Source organism: Chryseobacterium lactis (assembly GCF_003815875.1).
Classification (GTDB): domain Bacteria; phylum Bacteroidota; class Bacteroidia; order Flavobacteriales; family Weeksellaceae; genus Chryseobacterium; species Chryseobacterium lactis.
In genome coordinates, this window is record NZ_CP033924.1 from 388,578 (window position 1) to 413,296 (window position 24,719).

At 35.9% G+C, this 24,719-nt stretch carries 10 protein-coding genes; 3 read left to right on the forward strand and 7 right to left on the reverse strand.

What is annotated here, in order from left to right:
• Nucleotides 1-208 precede the first annotated feature (208 nt).
• Genes EG342_RS01710 through EG342_RS01720 form a run of 3 tightly spaced genes read left to right on the forward strand, consistent with a single transcriptional unit; the run spans nucleotide 209 to nucleotide 8,503 of the window.
• On the forward strand, nucleotides 209-5,236 hold the full coding sequence (locus EG342_RS01710; protein WP_103292000.1) for a translocation/assembly module TamB domain-containing protein: 5,028 nt from the start codon (nucleotides 209-211) through the stop codon (nucleotides 5,234-5,236).
• A complete protein-coding gene (gene tamL, locus EG342_RS01715) occupies nucleotides 5,236-7,563 on the forward strand; it encodes a translocation and assembly module lipoprotein TamL (RefSeq protein WP_103291999.1) in 2,328 nt (775 codons plus the stop codon). Before EG342_RS01710 ends, tamL begins: the two co-directional genes overlap by 1 nt.
• A 1-nt stretch (nucleotide 7,564) precedes the next feature.
• Entirely contained in the window at nucleotides 7,565-8,503 is a 939-nt protein-coding gene (locus tag EG342_RS01720) for a YihY/virulence factor BrkB family protein (RefSeq protein ID WP_103291998.1), read from the forward strand.
• A 99-nt stretch (nucleotides 8,504-8,602) separates the two neighbouring features.
• On the opposite strand, the gene argS is transcribed toward EG342_RS01720, so the two are convergent.
• The 7 genes from argS to EG342_RS01755 all read right to left on the reverse strand — a co-directional run bounded on the left by argS (nucleotide 8,603) and on the right by EG342_RS01755 (nucleotide 24,635).
• Nucleotides 8,603-10,363 carry an arginine--tRNA ligase gene (gene argS / locus EG342_RS01725; protein ID WP_103291997.1) on the reverse strand — a complete coding sequence of 587 codons (1,761 nt, stop codon included), beginning with the start codon at nucleotides 10,361-10,363 and terminating at the stop codon, nucleotides 8,603-8,605.
• A gap of 137 nt (nucleotides 10,364-10,500) precedes the next feature.
• The gene (locus EG342_RS01730) at nucleotides 10,501-11,925 is read right to left on the reverse strand and encodes a SusD/RagB family nutrient-binding outer membrane lipoprotein (protein ID WP_103291996.1); all 1,425 of its coding nucleotides are present in this window, start codon (nucleotides 11,923-11,925) and stop codon (nucleotides 10,501-10,503) included.
• 11 nt (nucleotides 11,926-11,936) lie between these two features.
• Entirely contained in the window at nucleotides 11,937-14,939 is a 3,003-nt protein-coding gene (locus EG342_RS01735) for a SusC/RagA family TonB-linked outer membrane protein (RefSeq protein ID WP_103291995.1), read from the reverse strand.
• A gap of 361 nt (nucleotides 14,940-15,300) precedes the next feature.
• Complete coding sequence (locus EG342_RS01740; protein WP_103291994.1) at nucleotides 15,301-16,722, reverse strand: SusD/RagB family nutrient-binding outer membrane lipoprotein; 1,422 nt, start codon at nucleotides 16,720-16,722, stop codon at nucleotides 15,301-15,303.
• 12 nt (nucleotides 16,723-16,734) lie between these two features.
• Nucleotides 16,735-19,734: a SusC/RagA family TonB-linked outer membrane protein gene (locus EG342_RS01745; protein WP_103291993.1), complete on the reverse strand. Its 3,000-nt coding sequence runs from the start codon at nucleotides 19,732-19,734 to the stop codon at nucleotides 16,735-16,737.
• A 434-nt stretch (nucleotides 19,735-20,168) separates the two neighbouring features.
• Nucleotides 20,169-21,602, reverse strand: a complete 1,434-nt coding sequence (locus EG342_RS01750; RefSeq protein WP_103291992.1) for a SusD/RagB family nutrient-binding outer membrane lipoprotein — start codon at nucleotides 21,600-21,602, stop codon at nucleotides 20,169-20,171.
• A 6-nt stretch (nucleotides 21,603-21,608) separates the two neighbouring features.
• Nucleotides 21,609-24,635, reverse strand: a complete 3,027-nt coding sequence (locus EG342_RS01755; protein WP_103291991.1) for a SusC/RagA family TonB-linked outer membrane protein — start codon at nucleotides 24,633-24,635, stop codon at nucleotides 21,609-21,611.
• Between the last annotated feature and the right edge of the window lie 84 nt (nucleotides 24,636-24,719).

The following is a 24,719-nucleotide window of genomic DNA, read 5'->3' on the forward strand; positions in this document are numbered from 1 at the left end:
TTCAACATTAAAAAATGATATAAAGGGGGCTTTTTTAAAGAATAAAATCCACACCTTGGCTCGTCTTACTCAACTATTCACTTGACAACTACTAAACTAAAAATTCCATAATAAGGCAGCCAAGGCAGGATTTTTGCATTCGTAAAGGGTACCACAACAAAGTGTAAATAATTTAGTATTATTATCTTTGTTAGAAACCACACCGAATTTGAAACTGAAAATCAACACCACAAAACTCTTAAGGCGTATTGTAATAACCTTTATTTCAATAGTGGTTTTACTTACCCTACTGATCTTAAGTTTAAGACTTCCGGCTGTTCAAAACTTTATTAAGGACAAGCTTGTTGTTTATCTTGAGAAAAAAATCAAAACTAAAGTAAGCCTCGAAAGGGTCTATATAGGATTTCCGAACAGTCTTGTCATGGAGAATCTTTACCTCAAAGGACAAGATGTTGATACACTTCTGGCAGTCAAAAAGCTGGATGTTGGTCTCCATATGTTGAAGCTCATCAATTCTACAGCAGACATCACTTCCGTAGAGATGCAGGGTGCCCGTGCCAATGTGGTCAGAAAAGCAGATGGAAAATTCAATTTTGATTATATTATTGATGCTTTTGCCACTAACGATAAAGAAGAGAGTTCTTCCAAGCCGTTTATCATTTCTCTTGATAAAATTAATTTAAAAGATATCGGGGTAACTTTTAATGATCAGCAATCTAAAAACGATATCAATCTATACTTTAAATCATTTGATACCCGGGTTAAAAAGTTTGATCTCAGTAAAAACACTTACGCCGTTAATGATATTAATCTGGACGGATTGAAATTAAAACTGAAGCAGGATATTGTAGAAGAAGTAACCAAAAAAGTTGAGAAAAAAGTAGACTCTCTGAATAAAAAGCAACCGATGAATATTGGTTTGAGAGGCATCAAACTTACCAATTTTGACATTGACTACGGTGATGAAAATACCAAAACATTTGCAAAAGTTTTATTTAAAGAATTAAGTACGAAAGTTAATAAGCTTGACCTTGAAAACAATTCTTACAACGTAGCCAATGTATTTCTTTCTGGGGCAGATATTAATGCCAATCTTTATCTTCCTGCCCAAAATGCCAATCCAAAAAAATCCGCAGAACCGGAAGTTTCAAAAGCTTCAGATCAGGATAAAGCAATGCATCTTCTTTTAGGAAAATTAGTTTTGAATGATGTAAAAGCAACCTACAACAATACCGCCATTGCTCCTACAAAACAGGGAATGGACTTCAATCACATGAATTTTTCAAAAATGAATGTTGAGGTCAGAAGTTTCAAAATGGAAAACAACACCTTTGCCGGAACGGTAAACTCTGCAGAAATAAAGGAATCAAGAGGGCTTGATATTCAAAAGTTCAATACAGATTTTGTGTATGCTGAAAAAGAGGCTTATCTGAAAGATTTGTATCTGCAAACTCCAAAAACGTTGTTACGTAATGAGGTTATCCTGAATTACAATTCAATAGATGAACTTACTTCCAATCTGGGCGCTGTAAAAATTTCAGCCAATATCAAAGATTCCAGAATAGGTTTTTCTGATATTTTAAACCTGGTTCCTACATTAAAAAATACGGTTCCATTCAACAAATATCCAAACACAATCTTAAACGTAAACGCCAATGTAAAAGGAAGTGTAAATGATCTTCTGATTCGGGATCTTAAGGTTTCTGGATTGGATCAATTAAGGGTGGAAGCATCAGGAAAAATCAAAAATGCAATGAATCCTGATCAGTTGTATTATGATCTGAGAATCGGCGAACTTTCTTCCAATGCCAAAACGATTTTCAATCTTGTTCCGAAAAATACCATTCCTTCCAATATTTCCCTTCCATCGAACTTCAGTATAAAAGGGAATGCAAAGGGAACAACTAAAATGGTTACCACGGATCTTAACCTCTACTCTACCCTTGGAAATGCGGCTATTGTTGCCAATGTCGATATGCGTAGAAAAAATCACGAATTATATGATGTAAAAGCCAATCTTCAGGGAATACAGGTTGGAAAAATCATTCAAAATAAAGATATAGGGCCGGTCACTGCACAAATTAATGCAAAAGGAGAAAGTTTTGATTTTAAAAATGCCAATGCAGATCTGAAAGGACATGTTGCCTCTGCAGTCTACAAAGGGTATCGTTATCAGAATATGAATTTAACGGGTAAAATCAATAAAGGAGCTTATCATGTTATTTTAGATTCAAAAGATCCTAATGCCAATTTACAATTGACTGCTTCAGGGATTTATGACGAAAAAAATCCTACCGTAAAAGTAAATGGAGAAGTCATCAAACTGGATGTCAATAAACTTGGTTTCTACGAAAAACCTATGATTATTGCAGGAAAAATAGATGGTGATTTCACAAGTTTAGATCCGAACAACCTGAACGGATATCTTAACCTTAAAGACTTTGCTTTTTCTGATACCAAAGAGGTATATCCTGTACAGGAAGTTAATCTGAAAGCTTCTTCAACCAAAGACTCTACACAAATTCTTTTCAACTCACAAGTTGCAGATGTTGAGCTGAAAGGTAAATATAAACTAACCCAGATTTTTGGTGCGTTAACGCAGACCATCAATCAGTATTATCAGTTTCAGAAGCCTGACAAAAAGCAAAAAATTGATCCGGGACAACACTTTGCCTTTACCGCAAAGGTCAAAAATGATGATTTAATCAGAAAATTCGTACCTGATCTGAAAGATTTTGAAACCATCAATATAACAGGAAACTATGATGCCGATTCGCAGAAAATTGAGCTTGACGGGCAGATTCCGCGTTTATTGTATGGTGAAAATTCCATTGAAAAAGGGACTTTAAAAGTCACCAATGAAAACCAGGCTTTACAGTATAATCTTAATGTTGCCGCTTTAAAAAGTTCCAGCTTTTCATTAAATAAAATTAATATTGGCGGAGATGTTGCCAACAATACCATCAACTACAATGTCACTACAAAGGATAACAAAGACGCCACCCAGTTCCTCATTGCAGGAAATGCAAAATCATTGAATGACATTACTGAAATATCTTTAAATCCAAACGGTTTAAAACTGAATTACACCGACTGGAATGTTGCCGAAAACAATAAAATCCAGATCAGCAGCAAAGGAATTCTGGCAGACAATTTTATTTTGTCAAATGGAAACAGCCAGATTTCACTTCAGTCTGAAACGAATAGCCCAAGCAGTCCTTTAAATGTTTCGTTGAAAGATTTTAAAATTGAAACCATTACAGAACTGATTAAAAAGGATACGGTACTGGCAAGAGGAACCATCAACGGAACGGCTCAATTAAGGGATGTGACAAAAAAAATGACTTTTAATTCTGATTTAAATATTTCCGATTTGATTGTATATGGAAGTCCTGTAGGAAATCTTGCCGTAAAAGTAAATAACGCTTCACCGAATGTTTTAAATGCCGATATCGCCCTTTCCGGAAATAATAATGATGTGAAAATTCTTGGAGATTACAATACGTCTTCAAGCTCATTTGATCTGAATATGGCCATCAATAAGCTTCAGATGAAAACGCTTCAGGGCTTTTCAATGAATGCCATTACGAATACCGAAGGTTATCTTTCAGGAAATTTAAAAGTGACCGGCAGTACAGATAAACCGAATATTTTAGGAAAAGTAAAACTGAATGATGCAGGTCTGGAAATTGCAAAAACCGGCAGTGATTTCAGAAAGCTCAACGATGAAATTGATTTCACCAGCCGTGGGATTGAATTCAATAAGTTTAAAATCAACGATAAGGACGGAAATTCATTGATTGTTGACGGACAGGTTCTTACACAGACTTACAGAGATTTTGCATTTAACCTTAATGTAAATGCTAAAGATTTCAAGGTGGTCAACTCCCAAAAATCGAACGATGCCATGATGTATGGTGTTCTTGCCATTGATGCCGGACTTCATATCCGTGGAAATCTGGATCTACCAAAAGTAGATGGCAGATTGAGTGTTTCAGAAGATACTGATTTCACTTTTGTACTTCCTCAATCTAATCCGTCACTACAGGAAAGAGATGGTATTGTAGAATTTGTGGACCAGGATCAGGTGGTTTTAAATAAAACCATCAAAACAGATTCTCTTAATGCCCAAAGCCGTATCAAAGGAATGGACGTAAGTGTCAATATTGAGGTAAACAAAGAGGCAAAACTTTCGGTAGTTATCGATAAGGCCAATGGTGATTTTGTACAGTTACAGGGGGAAGCTGAATTAACCGGAGGAATTGATCCTTCCGGAAAAACAACCTTGGTAGGCGTTTATGAAGTAAATAAAGGAAGTTATGACCTAACAGTAAGTTTCCTGAAGCGTAAGTTTGATATTCAGAAAGGAAGTACGATTACCTGGACAGGAGAACCAACAATGGCCCAGATGAATATTACCGCTGTATATAAAACTGAAGCTCCGCCAATTGATCTTGTGGAACAGCAAATCACTGGCCGCAGTGCATCGGAAATGAATCAGTATAAGCAGAGAGTGCCTTTCAACACCTTATTAAAAATGAAAGGAGAACTGTTAAAACCTCAGCTTAGTTTTGACATTACTACTGAAGAAAAGAACAACTCTATATCGAGCAATGTAAAGGATGTTATTGATCAAAAACTAGCTCAGCTCAGAACTCAGGAGTCTGAAATGAATAAACAGGTTTTTGCTCTGTTGCTTCTGAATCGTTTCATCGGAGAAAATCCATTTGAAAGTGGTGCCGGAATGTCTGCTGAAACCATGGCAAGACAAAGTGTGAGTAAAATACTTTCTCAACAATTAAATAATCTGGCAGCAGATTTAATTAAAGGAGTTGATCTTAACTTTGGACTTGATTCTTCAGAAGATTATTCAACCGGACAAAAAAATACCAGAACCGACCTTAATGTGGATATCAGTAAAAAATTACTCAATGACCGATTAAAGGTAACCGTAGGAAGTAATTTCGGATTGGAAGGACAAGCCCGTCAAAATGAAAGTATGACTAATATAGCAGGTAATGTTTCCGTAGATTATAGCCTTTCTAAAGACGGACGGTATATGTTACGTGCTTACCGTAAAGATGAATATCAGGTGGCACTTCAAGGACAAATCATAGAAACCGGACTTGGATTTATCATCACGTTGGATTACGATAAATTCCGGGAGATTTTCCAAAAATCAAAAGAGAAGAAAACCAAAAAGAATCAAAATAACCAAGTGGTAGAATTTAAATAATGAATAACAAGTTCCATACATATTGTAAATATCTGTTGGCTTCCGGATTGGTATCTACAATAATTTCCTGCAGCAATACCCGATTTTTGAAAGAAGGTCAGATGCTGTACACAGGTGCTGAAGTAAAAATTGCAAACGATACAATTTCAAAACAGGAGAAAAAAGACCTTCAGTCTGCCCTGGAAGACAATTTGAGACCTAAGCCAAATTCTACATTTTTGGGGTTGCGTCCCAAATTATATTTCTACAATATCGCTAAAGAGCCTAAGAAAGATAAAGGTTTTAATTATTGGCTCAAATATAAAGTAGGTGAAAAGCCGGTTCTGCTGGGCGACGTAGATCGTGAATTCAATAAAGATATTATTGAGAATTATTCTGAAAACAAAGGATATTTCAATGCAAAAGCAACCTATGACACCGTTTCAAAAAATAAGAGAGCCAAAGTTATTTATACGGTAAGACCCGGAGCCAGGTACCTGATCGATGGTGTTAAATTTCAGAAAGATTCTACTTTGGTTAATCAGGAAATTCAGAATTTAACAGGAAAAACATTGTTAAAAAATGGAAAGCCTTTTGATCTGGATGTCATTAAAACTGAAAGAGAGAGAATTGATAATGGATTAAAAGAAAGGGGATTCTATTATTTCCACCCTGATAATATTATTGTACAGGCAGACAGTACGGTAAACAAAAATCATAAGGTTGAGCTTAACGTAAAACTTAAAGATAATACTCCTGATCTGGCGACTCAACAATTTAGCATTGATAATGTTATTGTATTTCCTAATTATAATATTCAGGATGTAAAAGATGGGAAGTACAGCATTCCGATGAATAAAGATTCTCTTTCAAAATATGCCTTTGACGACATTTATGTGATTGATCCGCAGCATAAATTCAAACCAAAAATCTTTGACAGAGCTTTATATTTTAAAAAGGGAGATCTTTACAACCGTTCCAATCATAATTTAACCTTAAATAGATTAATCAGTCTTGGTGTTTTCAAGTTTGTGAAAAATGAGTTTGTAACCTCAGATTCTTTACATCATAAATTTGACACCTATTATTTATTGACTCCAAGACAAATCCAGTCACTACGGTTAGAGGCTTTAGGAAGAACAAACTCTGCCAACTATGGAGGTGGAGAGCTCAATCTGAACTGGACGCACAGAAACTTCTTCAGAGGAGCAGAACAATTTAAAGCAGCAATTTACGGAGCTTTTGATTTTCAGATGGGAGGACCCAAAGATGCCAACAACATTTTCCGGGCGGGGACGAATGTACAGCTTTCCATTCCGAGAATTGTGGCACCATTCCGTTTTAATTCTTCGAGTGCTTTTGTACCAAGAACCAATATTACATTGGGATATGAATTCCAGAACCGTACTCAATATTATACTCTTAATAATTTTACCGGCTCATTCGGATATGTGTGGAAAGAAAATATAAGAAAAGAACATGAATTGAAAGTAATCGATATTACGTTGGTTTCGCCCGCTAAGGTCACCAAATTATATGATTCGATCTCCGCCAATAACGCAGCCATGCAAAGAGTTGTGCAAGAGCAGCTTATTTTCGGGCCTACCTACTCTTATACTTATACCAATACCATGCTTCCGAGAAAAAATACCTTCTATTATAAAGGAACTTTGGATCTTGCAGGAAATATTACAGGGCTTGTTACAGGTGCCAATGCCAAAAAAGGCAAGGAAAAAGAAATCTTCGGAATTCCCTTTAGTCAATACGCCAAAATTGAAAATGACTTAAGATTCTATCATAAATTTACGGAGAAAACGTCTCTTGCCACAAGGCTAATTGCAGGAATTGCTTACCCTTATGGAAACTCAGAATATATCCCTTTCTCTAAACAATTTTTCTCAGGAGGTAGCAACAGTATCCGTGCATTCCGTGCAAGAACATTGGGACCGGGAAGCTTTGACCCCAGAACATTACCGGAGGGAGGCTTTTTTGATCAGTCCGGAGATATTAAGCTGGAATTAAATGCAGAGTACCGAGCCAACCTCTATAAATTTTTAAATGTTGCCGCCTTTGTTGATGCCGGAAATATTTGGTTAATCAACAGCGATAAGGACAGACCGGGCGCTGCATTTTCAAAAGATTTTTTAAACGAAATTGCCGTGGGTGCCGGAGTTGGTCTGAGACTTGATTTCTCTATCCTGATTTTAAGGCTGGATTTAGCCATGCCTTTGAGAGTTCCTTATTATGAAAAAGGGGACAGATGGACTTTCGATAAAATTAATTTCGGAGATCCTAGCTGGAGAAAAGATAATCTTATTTTAAATATTGCCATCGGATATCCTTTTTAATATGATCAAAAATGCTCAATTTTTCTGGGAAGTTTTAAAAGACACCTTTACAGAATGGAATAGTTCTTCCGCATCAAAAGATTCGGCAAGTCTTGCCTATTATGCGATCTTTTCAATTCCGGGATTATTGATCATTATTATTTGGGTATTGGGTAATTTTTTTGGTGAAGAGGCTATCCGGGGACAGATCAGCACTCAGATCAGCGGGATTATGGGACCGGATGTTGCTAAAAGTATTGAAGGCATGCTCGCCGGAGCACTCATTGATAAAAAGAATATTTTTATGAAAGCCGTAGGAGTAGGCGCATTGGTTTTCGGTTCTACAACCCTATTCTTTCAGCTTCAGCATACATTAAATTCACTTTGGGATGTGGAATCTGCTCCGAAGAAAGCATTATTAAAATTTTTACTGGATAGAGCCAATTCTCTGGGTATGATTCTTATTCTCGGCTTTTTATTGATGATTACCATGATTCTTTCTTCATTAATCAGCCTTTTTAATACCATCATTACCCAATATTTCGGTTTTGAAACCTATATGCTGGTAGAATTAGTCAACTTTTCAATAGGCTTTGGACTTGTTATGCTTTTATTTGCTTTAATGTTTAAAGTTCTTCCGGATGTTCAGATCACCTGGAAATCGGTTTGGAGAGGTGCTTTCCTTACAACCGTGTTATTTACATTAGGAAAATTTTTGCTAAGCTTATATTTCAGCCAGATGAAACCAACCTCCACTTTTGGAGCTGCCGGGACGGTTATTCTGATTATGATGTGGATTAATTATTCCTGTATGCTGATATTTTTTGGAGCAAAATTCACCAAGGTTTATACCTATAAAAAAGGATATCCTGTAGTTCTTTCCAAACATGCAAGATGGAATGCAGCCAAGCTGTATGCTGACAGTCTGAAACAAATGCATGGTGAGAATGAAAAGGGATAAAAGCTCGGGTGCTAGATTTTTCTGATTCGATTAACCGGAATTATATATTTACTTTTCACAAAAATAAAAAACCTCCTGAAAGTTCAGGAGGTCTGTTTTTTACATTCTGTTTACTGTTCCGATTCCCAGAAGCTCTAAAGACTTCTTAATGGTCTTCGCAGTGACATCCGATAAATTTAAACGGAATTGTTTTACATTTTCATCATCCTGATTCAGAATTGGATTATTCTGATAGAATGAGTTGTATGATTTTACAAGGTCATATATATAGTTGGCTACCAGCGCAGGACTTAATGTTTCTGCTGATTTGGCAACTACCGTTTTAAAATTAGCCAATTGCATAATCAATTCTTTTTCAAATTGGTTTAAGACAATATCTGCAGTTTCTTGTTGTGCATAACCTGCCTTAGCTAACAATGACTGAATACGGGCATAGGTATACTGAATAAACGGTCCTGTATTTCCGTTGAAATCAATACTTTCTGCAGGGTTGAAAAGCATTTTTTTCTTTGGGTCCACTTTTAGCATGAAATATTTCAAGGCTCCCAATCCTACGGTTTCGTATGATGCTTCTTTATCTTCTTCAGACAACGTTTCCAGTTTCCCAAGTTCCTGAGCTTTTGATTTTGCAGTAGCATACATTTCCTGCATCAGATCATCAGCATCTACAACAGTTCCTTCACGGGATTTCATTTTACCTTCAGGAAGTTCTACCATTCCGTATGAAAGGTGAAATAACTGATCTGCCCACTCATAGCCCAGTTTCTTTAATATTTTAAATAAAACCTGGAAGTGATAATCCTGCTCGTTTCCTACGGTGTAGATCAGCTTCTGGATATTACCTTGTTTAAAACGCTCTACTGCTGTACCCAAGTCCTGAGTCATATAGACTGAAGTACCGTCTGAACGTAATAATAATTTCTGATCCAGCCCTTCATCTGTCAAATCGCACCAAACGGAACCATCTTCTTTTTGATATAGAACTCCTTTATCCAGGCCTGCCTGAATAAGGTCTTTTCCTAAAATATAGGTATTACTTTCGTATTGAACCTGGTCAAAATCTACGCCTAATCTTTTATAGGTTTCGTTGAATCCTTTGTATACCCAAGAATTCATTTCAGCCCAAAGTGCTCTTACTTTATCGTCTCCGTTTTCCCAGTCCACAAGCATTTGTTGGGCTTCTTTGATCATCGGAGCATCTTTTTTAGCCTGCTCTTCCCCTACTCCTTGTGCTACAAGGTCAGCGATTTCTTTTTTATAGTTTTTATCGAATTCTACGTAGTAGTTTCCAACAAATTTGTCGCCTTTGGTATTCGTTGTTTCAGGAGTTTCTCCATTTCCGAATTTCTCCCACGCCAACATCGATTTACAGATATGAATCCCTCTGTCGTTGATAATCTGTGTTTTGATCACATCATATCCTGCCTCCTTTAAAATCTGAGCCACAGAAAATCCTAACAGGTTATTTCTTATATGCCCCAGGTGCAGAGGTTTATTGGTATTTGGGGATGAATATTCAACCATTACAGTTGCATTTTTCTTTTCTATCGTCGAAAAATTATCGCTTACCGATCTGAAGTTATCGATGAACAACTGGTTTTTAACTTTCACATTAAGAAACCCTTTTACTACGTTAAAGCTCTCGAACAATTCTGTTTGCTCCGTTAAAGCCTCACCTAGCTCAACCCCAATGCTTTCAGGGTTTTTCTTTAATTGTTTTACCAACGGAAAGGTAACGATAGTAAAATCACCTTCAAATTCCGTTTTATTTTCCTGAACTTCCAGCTTGATGTCTTTTAACTGATAGACATTTAAAATAACCTCTGAAAGCTTTTGTTCTATAATATCTTTAATATTCATGTTCTTAGATTCAATTTTAATGGTCCGAGATGTAATATTTTAACTTCATGTTTCATCTCAGAATTTTGAAGTACAAATATACGGAAATAAAAAAACCGCCCGAAGGCGGTATAATATGAATGTTAATAAAATGTGTGTTAGTTTTTATCCCAGAAAAGTTTTGTGGTTGCTTTGTCGCCACCAATTTTATTTCCTGCAGCTTTAACATTAGCTCCATTCAACACATATTCCTGATCAGAATAGGGCATTCTGTAAGGAACTGAAGACAAATTAGATTTCGGAGGATTCACAAGAATCGGATAATCCAGACGTCGTGTAAAATTCCAGCTTGCAAATCCCTTGTTGAACATAGCTATCCAAGCTTGCACTCCGATAGATTGTTTCCAGTTTGTTACATTATAAGGATTTGAAGCCAAATACGTCGCAGTATTTGCCGCACTCACTCCATTTTCTCTCATAGATTCTGTCACTGCCGCAGTGTAAAGATCTACAGCTGTACCTCCTACTGAATATCCTCTTGCAGCCGCTTCAGCCCTAATGAAAGCAACTTCTGCGTAACTTAATAAATTAGATGGAGTGGTAGATGATCTGAAATAAGAATTTAATTTTGAAAAATTAGCGTATGTATTCAGCTCTCCGAAAATTCCTCCTTTATAAATTCCTCCAACTTTAGTAAACCACATTTCCATTCTAGGATCAGATAAATTATTCATGGTATTAATCACAATTTCACTAGGAACAAAATCATCTCTGTTTGAAGCTACTAGGTTATCAAATACCGGATTGATAAATGTGTTTCCATCATATTTAAATTTATAAGCATCGTCATCAGAAGAGATAATTCCTCCAGCAACAGCTGATTCTACAGTAGCTTTTGATAATACCGAATCAACATCAGCCAAATTTATCCCCAATCTTAATTTAATGGAATTAGCAAATTTTATCCATTTTGACATATTTCCATAATATACCAAATCCCCAACACTGTATCCTGAAAATGCCGGTTTTACTGTTAAAATTACATTATCAATTCTCTTAATCAAATCAACATAAATTGCTTTTGCGTCATCATATTTAGGCGAAAAAATTTCGTCCGCTTTCAATGCATCAGAGTAAGGAACATCTCCATAAGTATTTACTATATTTTCCCACACAAAAATCTCTTCGATTTCTAAAGTTGCCAATTTATTAGCTTTAACATCATTAGAATTAGCTTCCTGTCGTAAATTTGCCTTTGCTTGTTTTATATTGTTTAAAGTATAAACATACATTCCATTAAAATGATTGCGTGGTTGATTGCGGGTGACTAGATTATATTGAGTCTCATCCGGATATTGAACTTCTGCCCATTGCTGTGTAAAAAATCTATAATTGTTAAGATTTACGCTGGGGCTATCCATATAGGATGAAGACTGGTATAAAGCTGTAGCCAGCAAATTTTCAGACGCAAGAACGGATGGATGTTTAGGATCGTTATTGAGAGAAGTTAAGTCACTTTGGCACGAACTTACCCCTAATACAATACATACAGATACCAAACTGATTTTTATAATATTTTTCATTTTAGAGTAATTTAGAATTTAAACGTTACATTGACACCGATATCTCTTGTTGTTGGCATCGAGCCGATAGACCATCCATAAGAATTAAGCCCCCCTCCTATCATGGCTTCAGGGTCTGCATACGGAAGGTTTTTATGAATAATCCATAAGTTTCTACCTACGATTGAAATTTTCGCATCATAAATTTTAGTTCCTGCTAACAGAGATTTGGGAAGTGTATATCCGACACTTGCTTCTCTTAATTTCACAAATGAGCCATCATAAACAAATTCACTAGGCGGCTGAGTTTTATATCCAGTACTACTTCCATTATCAAGTGGCGACAACGGAATATTATTTGGAGTTCCATTTGGAAGCACTCCAGGAAGTATAACATTTTTATCTCTAAAATCTCCCATTGCAGTTTCTTTATAAAGACCTGAAGACAAGCCATAATACATGTCAGTAGAGAATACATTCCCTCCCTTACGTACATCAATTAAGAAACTTAAAGAAAATCCTTTATAATTGATACTGTTTCTAATACCTCCAATCCAATCTGGAGTAGTATTACCGATAATCTGATTAGAGTTTTGTAAATACTTTCCGGTCTTTGGATTTATAACTTTTTGCCCATTTAAATATGTATAGTCATTCCCTACCAACGTTCCCCATGCCTCACCTACTCTAGCATTTAAAGAAACTCCACCTGTGAAACTATTCAAGAGAATGTTATCAATACCAGGATTAAGTTCAATTACTTTATTTGTATTTTTGGACCAATTGACATCTATATTCCAAGTAAAATCGTTTGACTTTATTGGCACCAAGCCTAACTGTACTTCATAACCTGTATTATCGATTCTTCCAGCGTTAATAACTTTAGATGTAAATCCAGTTCCTGAAGATATAGCAAGTGGAATGATTTGGTTGATCGTCTTTGTTTTATAGTAAGCAAAGTCTAACGTAATTCTGTCTCTTAGAAAATGTACTTCGGTCCCTAATTCAAATTCTTTAGATCTTTGAGGCTTCAAATCGCTATTTGCCTTCTTCAAAAGAGAGTTATATATTCCTATACCACCTTGTGCTCCACTAAAAATTCCTGCAGATGAATAATAATTAGTAAGTTGATAAGGATCTGCAGTACCACCTACTTCGGCATAATTAGCTCTTAATTTCCAGAAGTTCATCCAGTTTTTTATTTTAAAAATTTCCGAGAGTATAACTGAACCTGTTACTGATGGATAATTGTAAACGTTATTTCCGCTTGGCAATGTAGAACTTTGATCAATCCTCCATGTTCCGTCTAAATAGAACATTTTATAAAAATCAAATGATGCTGTTACATAACCTGAATTAGTTTGGGTGGTCCATTCATTTTCATCGGGTGCTAATGGACCTTTTACAGAGTTTGATAATGCATAAATTTTTGGTACAACCAATCCTCCTTCTGTGGAAGCATATATAGAATTCACATAGTTTCGTCTTACATTTCCCCCTAAAACACCAGAAACATTGATATTGTTGGTAATATCAAATTTATAATTAAACATTAAATCATAATTGGTCTCAGTCCTTGTTACATCCCGTCTTGAGTAACCAGAGCCAACTGAATTTTCTGATAAACCGAAACTTTGAGCAATTGATCCGACTGCTATCCTATTTTCAGCAAAGAGATTTGATCTGTCATATGAAACCTTTCCTGTAACAGATACATTATCTAATAGATCATAGGTAAGTTGAGCATATGTAAAAGTCCGGAATCTACTATCACTAGTATAGTTTTCATATGCCTGAAAATATGGATTATTCCAATATGCGGCATTCCCTTCAGTACCGGATTTTCTATTCCAGGAAACATTACCATAATAATTATCAGCATTAGGACTTGCTATATTCTGCGAGTATGCTCTTTGCTGCTCTTTTACATCTATATTAGTTTGCCACCATTGTCTGAATCCCGTAACAATATTATCATTATATCCTGTTATACTACGTCCAGTAGTATTTTGTATAGTCATGGTAGAATAGAATGAGGAATGTAATTTTGGGGTTAAGTCATAATTAACTTTTAAAGAAAAAGTATTTTTGTTAATGCGAGAGTTAGGCATCAGCCCATCAACAAGCATATTATCAAAAGTGAAATTTATATTTTTCCCTTTTTGTCCCTTTTCTAATGTTATACTATTTGTAAATGTAGTTGGATGATTGAAAAATTTAATAGGTCCATTTTTAGCAGCAACCCAAGGAGTAGCTTTTCCATAATTAGACGATGTAGGATCATAATAATCCCACTGATTAACTAACAAACTGCTATTATATTTTGGTCCCCATGAAGCATCATCACCAAAGTTAACATCGTTCAAACCATTAGCTCCTTGTGCAGTAAATTCTTGAGAATATCCGGCTCCATACCTTGTCTGATATTCAGGAAAAGTAGATTTATCTACAAAACCTACCTGTACTGCAGAAGATAAGGTAACACCCCATGATCCATCATCCTTACCTTTTCCATTTTTAGTCGTAATGACGATTACACCATTTAATCCTCTTTCACCATACAAAGCTGATGCTGCCGCTCCTTTTAATACGTTGATTGATTCAATATCATCTTGATTAATATCTGACAAAGCATTTCCATAATCGATACCCCCTGCTTGTGTATATGTATTATTAACAGGTGAACCATCAATAACAATTAATGGATTGCCTCCACTTAGTGATTTTATTCCTCTAATCAATAAATTGGACGATCCACCAAAATTGTTATTCGTTGTAACATTAAGACCTGCTACTTTACCCGATAATTGCGAAGCAATGTTTCCTGTATTTGTAGTTCCTTCTGAAAGGGTACTCCCTTTAATTTCCTGAGACGCATATCCCAATGATTTTTTCTCTCTTTTAATTCCGAGTGCCGTCACCACCACACCCTCAATCTCCTTTGTTTTGATTGTATCCTTCTTTTGCTGGGCATGGGCAACAGCAATAGAAGATGACAACACGGCAACAAGAAGACTTGTTCTTAGTTTTTTCATATCAAAATAATTTTTGTATCCGCACAAATTTGTTAAACATTATTAACAAGTCAAAGGAAAAAATTATAAATAATGAAAAATAAACATTAAAACATGTAAAATATTATCAAATAATTAAAAAAATAAACTAAAATTTGAAATATCAAGAAAAAACACAAGTAATCAACAGTGAAGAAAATCAGATTCTTTTATATTTTTTCTATAAAAAAGACTAAAAAACTGCTATAAACAGTTGAATACTAGTAAAAAAGTTAATATTACCATCAAAGTATAGGTCTCATTTATGAAAAAAGATGGTCAGATTTAATGCATAAAAAAACCGCCCGAGGGCGGTATAATATGAATGTTATTAAAGTGTGTTCTAGTTTTTGTCCCAGAAAAGTTTCGTGGTTGCTTTATCACCGCCAATTTTATCACCGGCCGCTTTAACGTTAGCCCCATTCAATACATATTCCTGATCAGAATAAGGCATTCTGTATGGAACTGAAGATAAATTGGATTTTGGAGGATTCACAAGAATCGGATAATCCAGACGTCTTGTAAAGTTCCAGCTGGCAAATCCTTTGTTGAACATTGCGATCCATGCTTGCGTACCGATAGACTGTTTCCAGTTTGCGATGTTAATTGGATTAGCTGCCAGATATGTTGTGGTATTTGCAGCACTTACTCCATTTTCTCTCATTGATTCTGTAACAGCTGCTGTATAAAGATCTACTGCTGTACCTCCAGCAGAATACCCTCTCGCTGCAGCTTCAGCTTTTAAGAATGCTACTTCTGCATAGCTTAATAAGTTTGATGCGGTAGTCGCACTTCTGAAGTAAGAGCTTAATTGAGAGAAATTAGTATAAGGATCATTTAATTCTCCAAAAACGCCTCCTTTATAAACTCCTCCAACTTTGGTAAACCAAACATCCATTCTTGGATCTGCAAGCGTACTCATCGTTTTAATAGTTAGTTCACTAGGCACAAAGTCATTTCTGTTAGAAGCTACTAAATTATCAAATACCGGATTGGAGAATGTTCCTCCATCATACTTGAATTTGTAAGCATCATCATCAGAAGCAATAACTCCGCCGGCAATTGCAGATTCAATGGTTGTCTTTGCTAATGCAGGATCAACATCTGCCAAATTCATTCCTAATCTTAGTTTAATAGAATTAGCGAATTTCTTCCACTTGGTCATATTACCTCCGTACACTAAGTCAGCATAACCAGTGGCTGCAGGTTTAATAGTAGCCGTAGCAGCATCAATTCTTCGGATCAGATCCAAATAAATTGTTTTGGCATCGTCATATTTAGGAGTTAAAATTTCATCAGGTTTAAATGCATCAGAATAAGGAACATCACCAAAAGTGTCTACCAAATTCTCCCAGATAAAAATTTCTTCAATTTCTAAAGTAGCCATTTTGTTAGCACGGATATCATCCGTCTCTACTTCATTTTTCAGATTGGTTTTTGCTTGTCTCAGGTTATTAATACTGTACACATACATTCTGTTAAAATGATTACGTGGCTGGTTACGGGTTACCAGGTTATATTGAGTTTCATCCGGATACTGAGTTTCAGCCCATTGTTGCGTAAAAAATCTATAATTATTAAAATTCACACTAGGGTTATCCATATAATAGGATGACTGATATAATGCAGTAGCTAATAAGTTATCTGATGGAAGAACTGATGGATGCTTAGGATCCTCGTTCAGAGAAGTTAAATCACTTTGACATGAACTTAAAGCCAACCCGATACATGCAGACACCAAACTTATTTTTATAATATTTTTCATTTTTAAAGTAATTTAGAATTTAAATGTGACATTGATACCAAGATCTCTTGTCGTAGGCATTGAACCAATAGACCATCCATAGGAGCTAACGCCGCCACCTACCATGGCTTCAGGATCTGCATATGGTAAATTTTTATGAATAATCCATAAGTTTCTACCTACAATTGAAATTTTCGCATCATAAATCTTAGTACCTGCCAATAAGGATTTCGGAAGTGTATATCCAATACTTGCTTCTCTTAGCTTAATGAAAGATCCATCATAAACAAATGCGCTTGAAGGTTGTGTTTTATATCCTGTAGAACCACTGTTGTCAACCGGAGATAATGCGATATTGTTTGGAGTACCATCAGGAAGAACACCAGGCAAAACAATAGGCTTATCTCTGTAATCTCCAATAGCAGTTTCTTTATAAAGACCTGATGATAATCCGTAATACATATCTGTTGAGAATATATCACCCCCTTTACGCATATCAATTAAGAAGCTTAAAGAAAATCCTTTGTAACTAAAGCTGTTTCGGATACCTCCAATCCAATCCGGGGTAGTATTACCAATTACCTGATTTGGATTTTGTAAATATTTTCCAGTATTCGGGTCAATAACTTTTTGACCATTCACATAGGTATAATCAGACCCAATTAATGCTCCCCAAGCTTCACCTACTCTAGCATTTAAAGAAACTCCACCCTGGAAACTATTTAATAAATAATTGTTGATCCCCGGATATAATTCCACCACTTTATTCTGGTTTTTAGACCAGTTGGCATCAATATTCCAAGTGAAATCTTTTGTTTTTATCGGAACTAAACCTAATTGTACTTCAACCCCACTGTTATCTATTCTTCCCGCATTGAATACTTTACCAGTATACCCTATCGCTGCAGATGTCGGAAGTGGTTGAAGAATCTGAGGAGTAGTTTTTGTCTTATAATAAGCAACATCAAGCGTAATTCTATCTCTCAAGAAATGAGCTTCAGTCCCAACTTCAAATTCATTAGCCTTTTGAGGCTGAAGCCCCGGATAAGGTTGATTTAAGATTGAGTTATAAATTCCTGTATTAAATAGAATTCCGGCAGATCTGTAATTATTGGTTAATTGGTAAGAAGATGCAGACCCTCCCACTTGCGCATAGTTTGCTCTGATTTTCCAGAAATTCATCCATCTTTTGGTATCTAGAATTTCGGACATAATTAATGATCCTGTTATTGAAGGATAATTAAAAACATTATTACCCTTTAGCAATGTTGACGTCTCTTCTACCCTAAATGTTGCATCCAAATAGAATTTTTTATAGAAATCAAATGAAGCTGTTGCATACCAGGAATTGGTTTGTACTGTATATTCAGTTTCATCAGGTGCTAAAGGTGCCTTTTTAGAGTTGGATAAAGCATAAATTCCAGGTACGACCAATCCACCCTCTGTTGAAGCATACAGTGAATTGTAATAGTTTCTACGGATATTTCCTCCAACAACTCCTGAAAGGTTAATATTATCAGTAATATCAAATTTATAATTCACCATTAAGTCATAATTGGTTTCCGTCTGTAGAATATCACGTCTCCCATATCCTGAACCAATAGAGTTATTTGATTGTCCGAAAGCTTGAGGTAAAGATCCAACAGCCAGTCTGCTTTCAGCCATAAGGTTTGATCTGTCATAAGAAACCTTTCCAGTAACAGAGATGTTATCTAGCAGATCATACGTTACCTGACCATAGGTGAAGCTTCTGTATCTCTTATCTGAAGAATAATTTTGATAGGCCTGGAAATATGGGTTGTTCCAATAGGCCGGAGCTCCGTTTGCAGCCGATTTTCTGCTCCAGGTAACGTTACCATAGTTATTGGATGCATTAGCAACGTGCGGATCTACGTTTGCAAAATATAAATTTTGAAGATCATTAACATCAACATTGGTTTGCCACCACTGTCTGAAGCCGGTTGCGATATTATTTGAGTACCCTGTAATACTTCTCCCTTTAGTATCCTGCAAAGTCATTGTAGAATAAAAAGAAGAGTGTAATTTAGGGGTCAGATCATAATTAATCTTTAAAGAGAAATTATTTTTATTAAGGTGAGAATTAGGCATTAACCCATCAGACATCATATTTTCATACGTAAAACTGATGTTTTTCCCTTTCTGTCCTTTTTCTAAGGTTACACTGTTGATATAAGAAGCCGGATTTTCGAAAAATTTAATAGGTCCATTTTTTGCAGCTACCCAAGGTGTTGCTTTTTGGTAGTTAGGGGATAAAGGATTAAAAGAATCCCATTGGTACACCATCAAATTAGGGTCAAATTTTGGTCCCCATGATGCATCAGCAGAAAAGTTAGCGTAATTTAAACCGTCAGATGCCTGTGATCCGAATTTCTGAGAATATCCCGCACCATATCGTGTCTGATATTCCGGGAAAGTAGATTTATCAATAAATCCGACCTGTACAGCAGAAGAGAATGTTACTCCCCAAGACCCGTCATCTTTTCCTTTTCCATTTTTAGTAGTGATTACAATCACCCCGTTTAGTCCTCTTTCGCCATATAATGCAGAAGCCGCAGCTCCTTTTAATACGTTGATTGATTCAATATCTTCCTGATTAATATCGGAAAGAGCATTACCATAGTCAATTGAGTTTGCCTGAGTACTGGTGTTGTTAACTGGTGATCCATCAATAACAATTAGCGGATTACCACCTGCTAGTGACTTTACTCCTCTGATTACCAAATTGGAAGACCCTCCAAAGTTGTTATTGGTAGTAACATTAAGACCTGCTACTTTACCGGATAACTGGGCAGCAATGTTCCCTGTGTTAGTTGTTCCATCTGATAATGCACCTGCTTTAATCTCCTGAGAAGCATATCCTAATGATTTTTTCTCTCTTTTGATCCCAAGTGCAGTCACCACCACTCCTTCGATTTCTTTTGTTTTAAGAGTGTCTTTCTTTTCCTGCGCATGAGCAACAGCAACAGAGGAAGACACTACTAAAACAAGAAGACCTGTTGTTAGTTTCTTCATATCTAATCTAAATTAATTTTGTACCTCACAAATTTGTAAAACTTTCTTAACAACACAAAGAAAAAATAAAAAAAATTATCATTTATTCAAAAATCAAGAAATTAATTAAACAAAAAAATAACAAATTAAGTTAAAATAGAAACTTTTAACAAAAACCCCATAAGTAAACATTATTTTTTTTTAAGAAACAATAACAATCAATAAAATCGATATTATCTATATATTAACGAAAGATTAAATTAATAAACAACTGTTAATCAATCAAATGAAATAAAAACAGATAAAAACGAAAAATGAGATAATAAAAATACAATGCTATGCATATTAATTTTATTAACCCGCAAAACTTCGAGCAACACCATTTTTTAACAGTCCAGAAAATAAAAAAACCGCCCGAAGGCGGTATAATATGAATGTTAAATGAATGTCGGTTATTAATTAACGTCCCAGAATATTTTTGTCGTTAATTTATCACCTCCAATAGCAGCACTTGCCGCTGCACTGTTGCTACCATTTGTTGTAGCTTCAGCTGGAGGATATTGCAGTCTAACAGGAACTTTTCCACCAGCATTAGGAATAGCCGTTGTAGGAGCAACCAACTGTGGATAATCCAGTCTTCTGTAAAAGTTCCAAGAAGTTACCGCTTGATTATACATCGCTACCCAAGCCTGCTCTCCTATTGATTTTTTCCAGTTGGAAGCATCATATGGATGGGCTGCTAAATACGCTGCAGCATCTGCATCTTTACCCCAATCACTAAAAGAAGAAGTAACAGCTGTGGTATACAAGGCTGAAGGACTTCCTCCAATTCCCCATCTTGCAGCAGCTTCAGCTAAATAAAAGGCTACTTCAGTATAACTCAAAAGAATACCCGGAGTAGTTGCATCCCTGGTAAAAGTCCCAGGTTTTGAAAAACTACCAAATGCTCCAGGTGCTCCAATGATCTGCCCTATATATTGACCACCAATCGGACCTCTATAATAAACACTTATTCTTGTATCATTCGTGCTTTTCATATAATCTACCAATGTCTTACCGGCAATAAAATCATTTCTGGAAGTCACCTCCTGGTAAACAGGATTTTCATTTGGAGAAGAATCTAAATACTGGAATTTACAATCATCTCCGGATGCATTCATTACACCACCTGAGATCGCCTGGTTAACTGTAGCTTGCGCCAAAGTAGGATTAACATCTGCCAGAGACATCCCCAACTTAAGCAATAAAGAGTTACCAAACTTTTCCCATTTGCTTATATCCCCTTTATAAAAAACATCTCCACTTCCAAAAGCATCAGAATCTTCGGATAAATTAGTGATATCAGTTTTCAATCTGTCAATAAGTGAGGTATAGATATCGGAAGCCTTATCATATTTTGGTAATGGATACTTATCAATATCCAGCGCCTGTGTATAAGGAATATCTCCATAGGTATCCACTAAAATCTGAAATGTATACACCTGCATTATATCAATTACAGCTAATTGATTCTGCTTTATCCCAGGCCAAGTTGCAGCTTCCTGAAAAGTAGGCACATACGCATTTATAATTCTTTTCGCCTGATCCAAATTCTTTAATACGTTCACATAATTATCGATCCAAACGTTATTAGAAACGTTTCTATTGGTAAAATCATAATTACTTTCATTTACATAGATCGTTTCCTGCCAGTATTGCATCGTTAACCTAAAGTTATTTTCATTAACACTAGGTGTAGTCATATAATCGCTCAATTCCTTTTGCGCATAAGTAATTAAAGCCTCAGGAGTCGTTTCATATGTAGCATGAGGATCCGAGTTTACATCATCAGCTGTTTGACATCCAACGAACAGCATCGCGACTAAGGATGTTAATATATATTTTTTCATGTCTTCTTAAAAATTAATTTTCACATTAAACGAGATATTCCTTGTAGTTGGCAGCGGACCGGATTGATACCCCTGTATATTTCCTGCTGACAAACCTGCTTCAGGATCTGAATAAGGTAGATTTTTATGAATAATCCATAGATTATTTCCTACTAGACTCATCGACATTCCTTGTATAAATTTAGAATTAAAGATGTTTTTATTAAATTTATATGTTATTGCAACTTCTCTAAGTTTTACAAAACTTGCGTCGTACACATAGGCTGCTCCCGGTAAATCCGTTTGTAAAACCTGGCTTGATTGAGATTTATCCAATCTAATTGTATTTGGAATATAATGACCAGGATTATTAGGATCCGCCATTACTCCCGGTTGAATTATACCACCACCATTAGCAATAGTGTTTCTCACAGGATTACCCAAGTCATTCAATCCTACAGAGTTAGGATAAAGACCAGTACCATAACCGTAAGATTGATCTAATGAATACACCTTTCCTCCTTGTCTCCAGTCGATCAGGAAGCTTAATGAAAGGTTTTTATAATTGATTGTATTATTTAAACCTGCACTCCATCTTGCCTGGAAACTTCCCTGATCATAAATCGCTTTATCGGACACCAAATAAGCTCCGTTTGGTCCAACAATCTTTTGTCCGTTTGAATCGTATACAAAATCAGATGTCCAGAGTGTACCATAATCTCCATTTAACGGGGCATTTACACTGGCACCTCCCTGAAGTCTACCGATTGAAATATTTTCAATACCCGGACTTAACTCAGTAACTTTAGTCCAAGGGTTAGACCAGTTTAAATTAAGATCCCACGAAAAATCCGTTGTTTTAATAGGCGTTACATTAACCGCTACTTCAAAACCTTTTGTTGTAAGCTCTCCGGCATTTTGATTTTTAGCACTAGCTCCTGTACCATATGACACCGGAAGTGCAATGATCTGATCGAATGCCCTATTCTGGAACCAAGATATATCAAAACCAAAACGATTATTAAACATTTTAGTTTCAATACCCACTTCTATATTTTTAAGTCCTTGAGATCTAAGATCAAAGTTTCTAAGCACCGCATTATATGCATACACAGGAACATCACCATATGAAGGTTGTGAAAAATACCTATCTCTCAATAGATCTGCAGTTGTATCTGAACCTACCTGAGAATACCCAGCACGTACTTTACCAAAATTCAACCAGTTGGCCTTAACTAAATTGGAAAACACAATACTTCCAGACACCGAAGGATACCAGTAAACAGCGTTAACACTAGGTAATGCTGTTGATTGATCTCTCCTGATTGTACCTTCCAAATAGTAAGTATTAGCATATCCTAATGAAACCTGAGCAAAAACACCATAAACATATTTTGAAACATCAGAAATCAATGGTCTTACCGGGTTAGATTTTGAGTTAGCAATAGTATATATTCCGGGGGTATACAAACCACCGGATGTTGACTGCTGGTTTGAAAAAGCTTTCTGAACGTTAACGTTTCCTCCTAATAAAGCTGTAACATTGAAATCTTCAGTTACATTTTTCTTATAAGTAGCGATAAGGTCATAGTTGGTTTCATTGAATTTATAATTGCTTAAAGCATATCCTGAAGGCTGAACAACTGTATTCAATCCAAAGGTATTTCCAATGTATGATCCAACAGCTTTTCTGTCCTCTGTCATCATAGTATACCCATCCGTACCCATTCTAAGTAATAAGTTAAACTCCTTACTCACATCATAGTTCAAACTAAAGTTTCCGGCAAATCTGTCTCTTGAGTCATTTTGATAATTTTCATACCTCTGGAAATAAGGGTTATCCCAAAATGCAGGCGTCAGATCATCAGTACCGTTTATATTCCATGTATAATTCTTTTTATAGGTACTGTACAGATATTGTAAATCTTTAACATCAACGTTAGTTGGCCACCATTGTCTGAAATTAGTCATAATGTTATCATTGTACCCCGTGCTATTTCTACCTTTAGTTTTCTGAGTCACATAATTAGCGTAGAAATTTGCCGTCAACTTATCAGTCAATTTATATGAAGCACTTCCACTAAAGTTATTTTTCATTAGCGTACTGTTTGGCAAAATATCAGAAGCATTGGTATTTGAATAACTTAAACGATAAGTTGCCTTATCATCTCCTCCACTTAGAGCAATATTATTCACATAGGTAGCCCCTACATTAAAGAACTTAATCGGGCCATTTTTTGCCATTTGCCAAGGAGTCCTTTGTCCTTCTGTTGGTGATCCCGGAGTAAAAGCACCGTATTGCCAAACCAATGATCCATCATACGGAGAACCATAAGATGCATCATTTCCAAAATCAACAATTGGACTACCATCTAAAGTACCGGCAAAACTGGTCCCTCTATATCCTTGTCCATACTGGCTTTGGTACTTAGGAAAAGTTGATCTATCTACAGATGACATTGTAATGGAGCTTGAAAATTCCAATCCAATTCCTTCTTTATTTTTCTTCCCTTTTTTAGTTGTAATTAAAATAACTCCATTTTGAGCTCTGGATCCATAAAGCGCAGTTGCAGCTGCTCCTTTAAGAACGTTCATCGTTTCAATGTCGTTAGGGTTGATATCCGAAATCGCACTACCATAATCATATCCACCACCACCTGTGTTCTGGGAGCTTGTATTGATATTATTATTCAAAATAGGAATTCCATCCACAACGAATAGAGCCTGGTTATTACCCAATAAAGATTTAAAACCTCTCATCACAACATTGACAGATCCCCCAAAGTTAGTACTCTGCTTAATTTCCAGACCGGCAACTTTACCGGAAAGGTTATTCAAAAAGTTTGTTGTTGGATTTTTGTTGACCGCGTCCCCTTTTACTTCCTGGGTAGCGTAACCAAGAGATCTTTTCTCTCTTTTGATCCCGAGTGCAGTCACTACGACCCCCTCGATTTCTTTCGTCTTCACGGTATCATTCTTTTTTTCCTGGGCATTTGCAATGGCCACAGAAGAAGTCAACATCAAAACTAGAAGACTGGTTGTTAGTTTCTTCATATCAAATTAATTTTGTATTCCTACAAATTTGTAAAACTTTCTTAAAATCACAAAACAATTTCTTAAAAAAATATTAATTTTTTA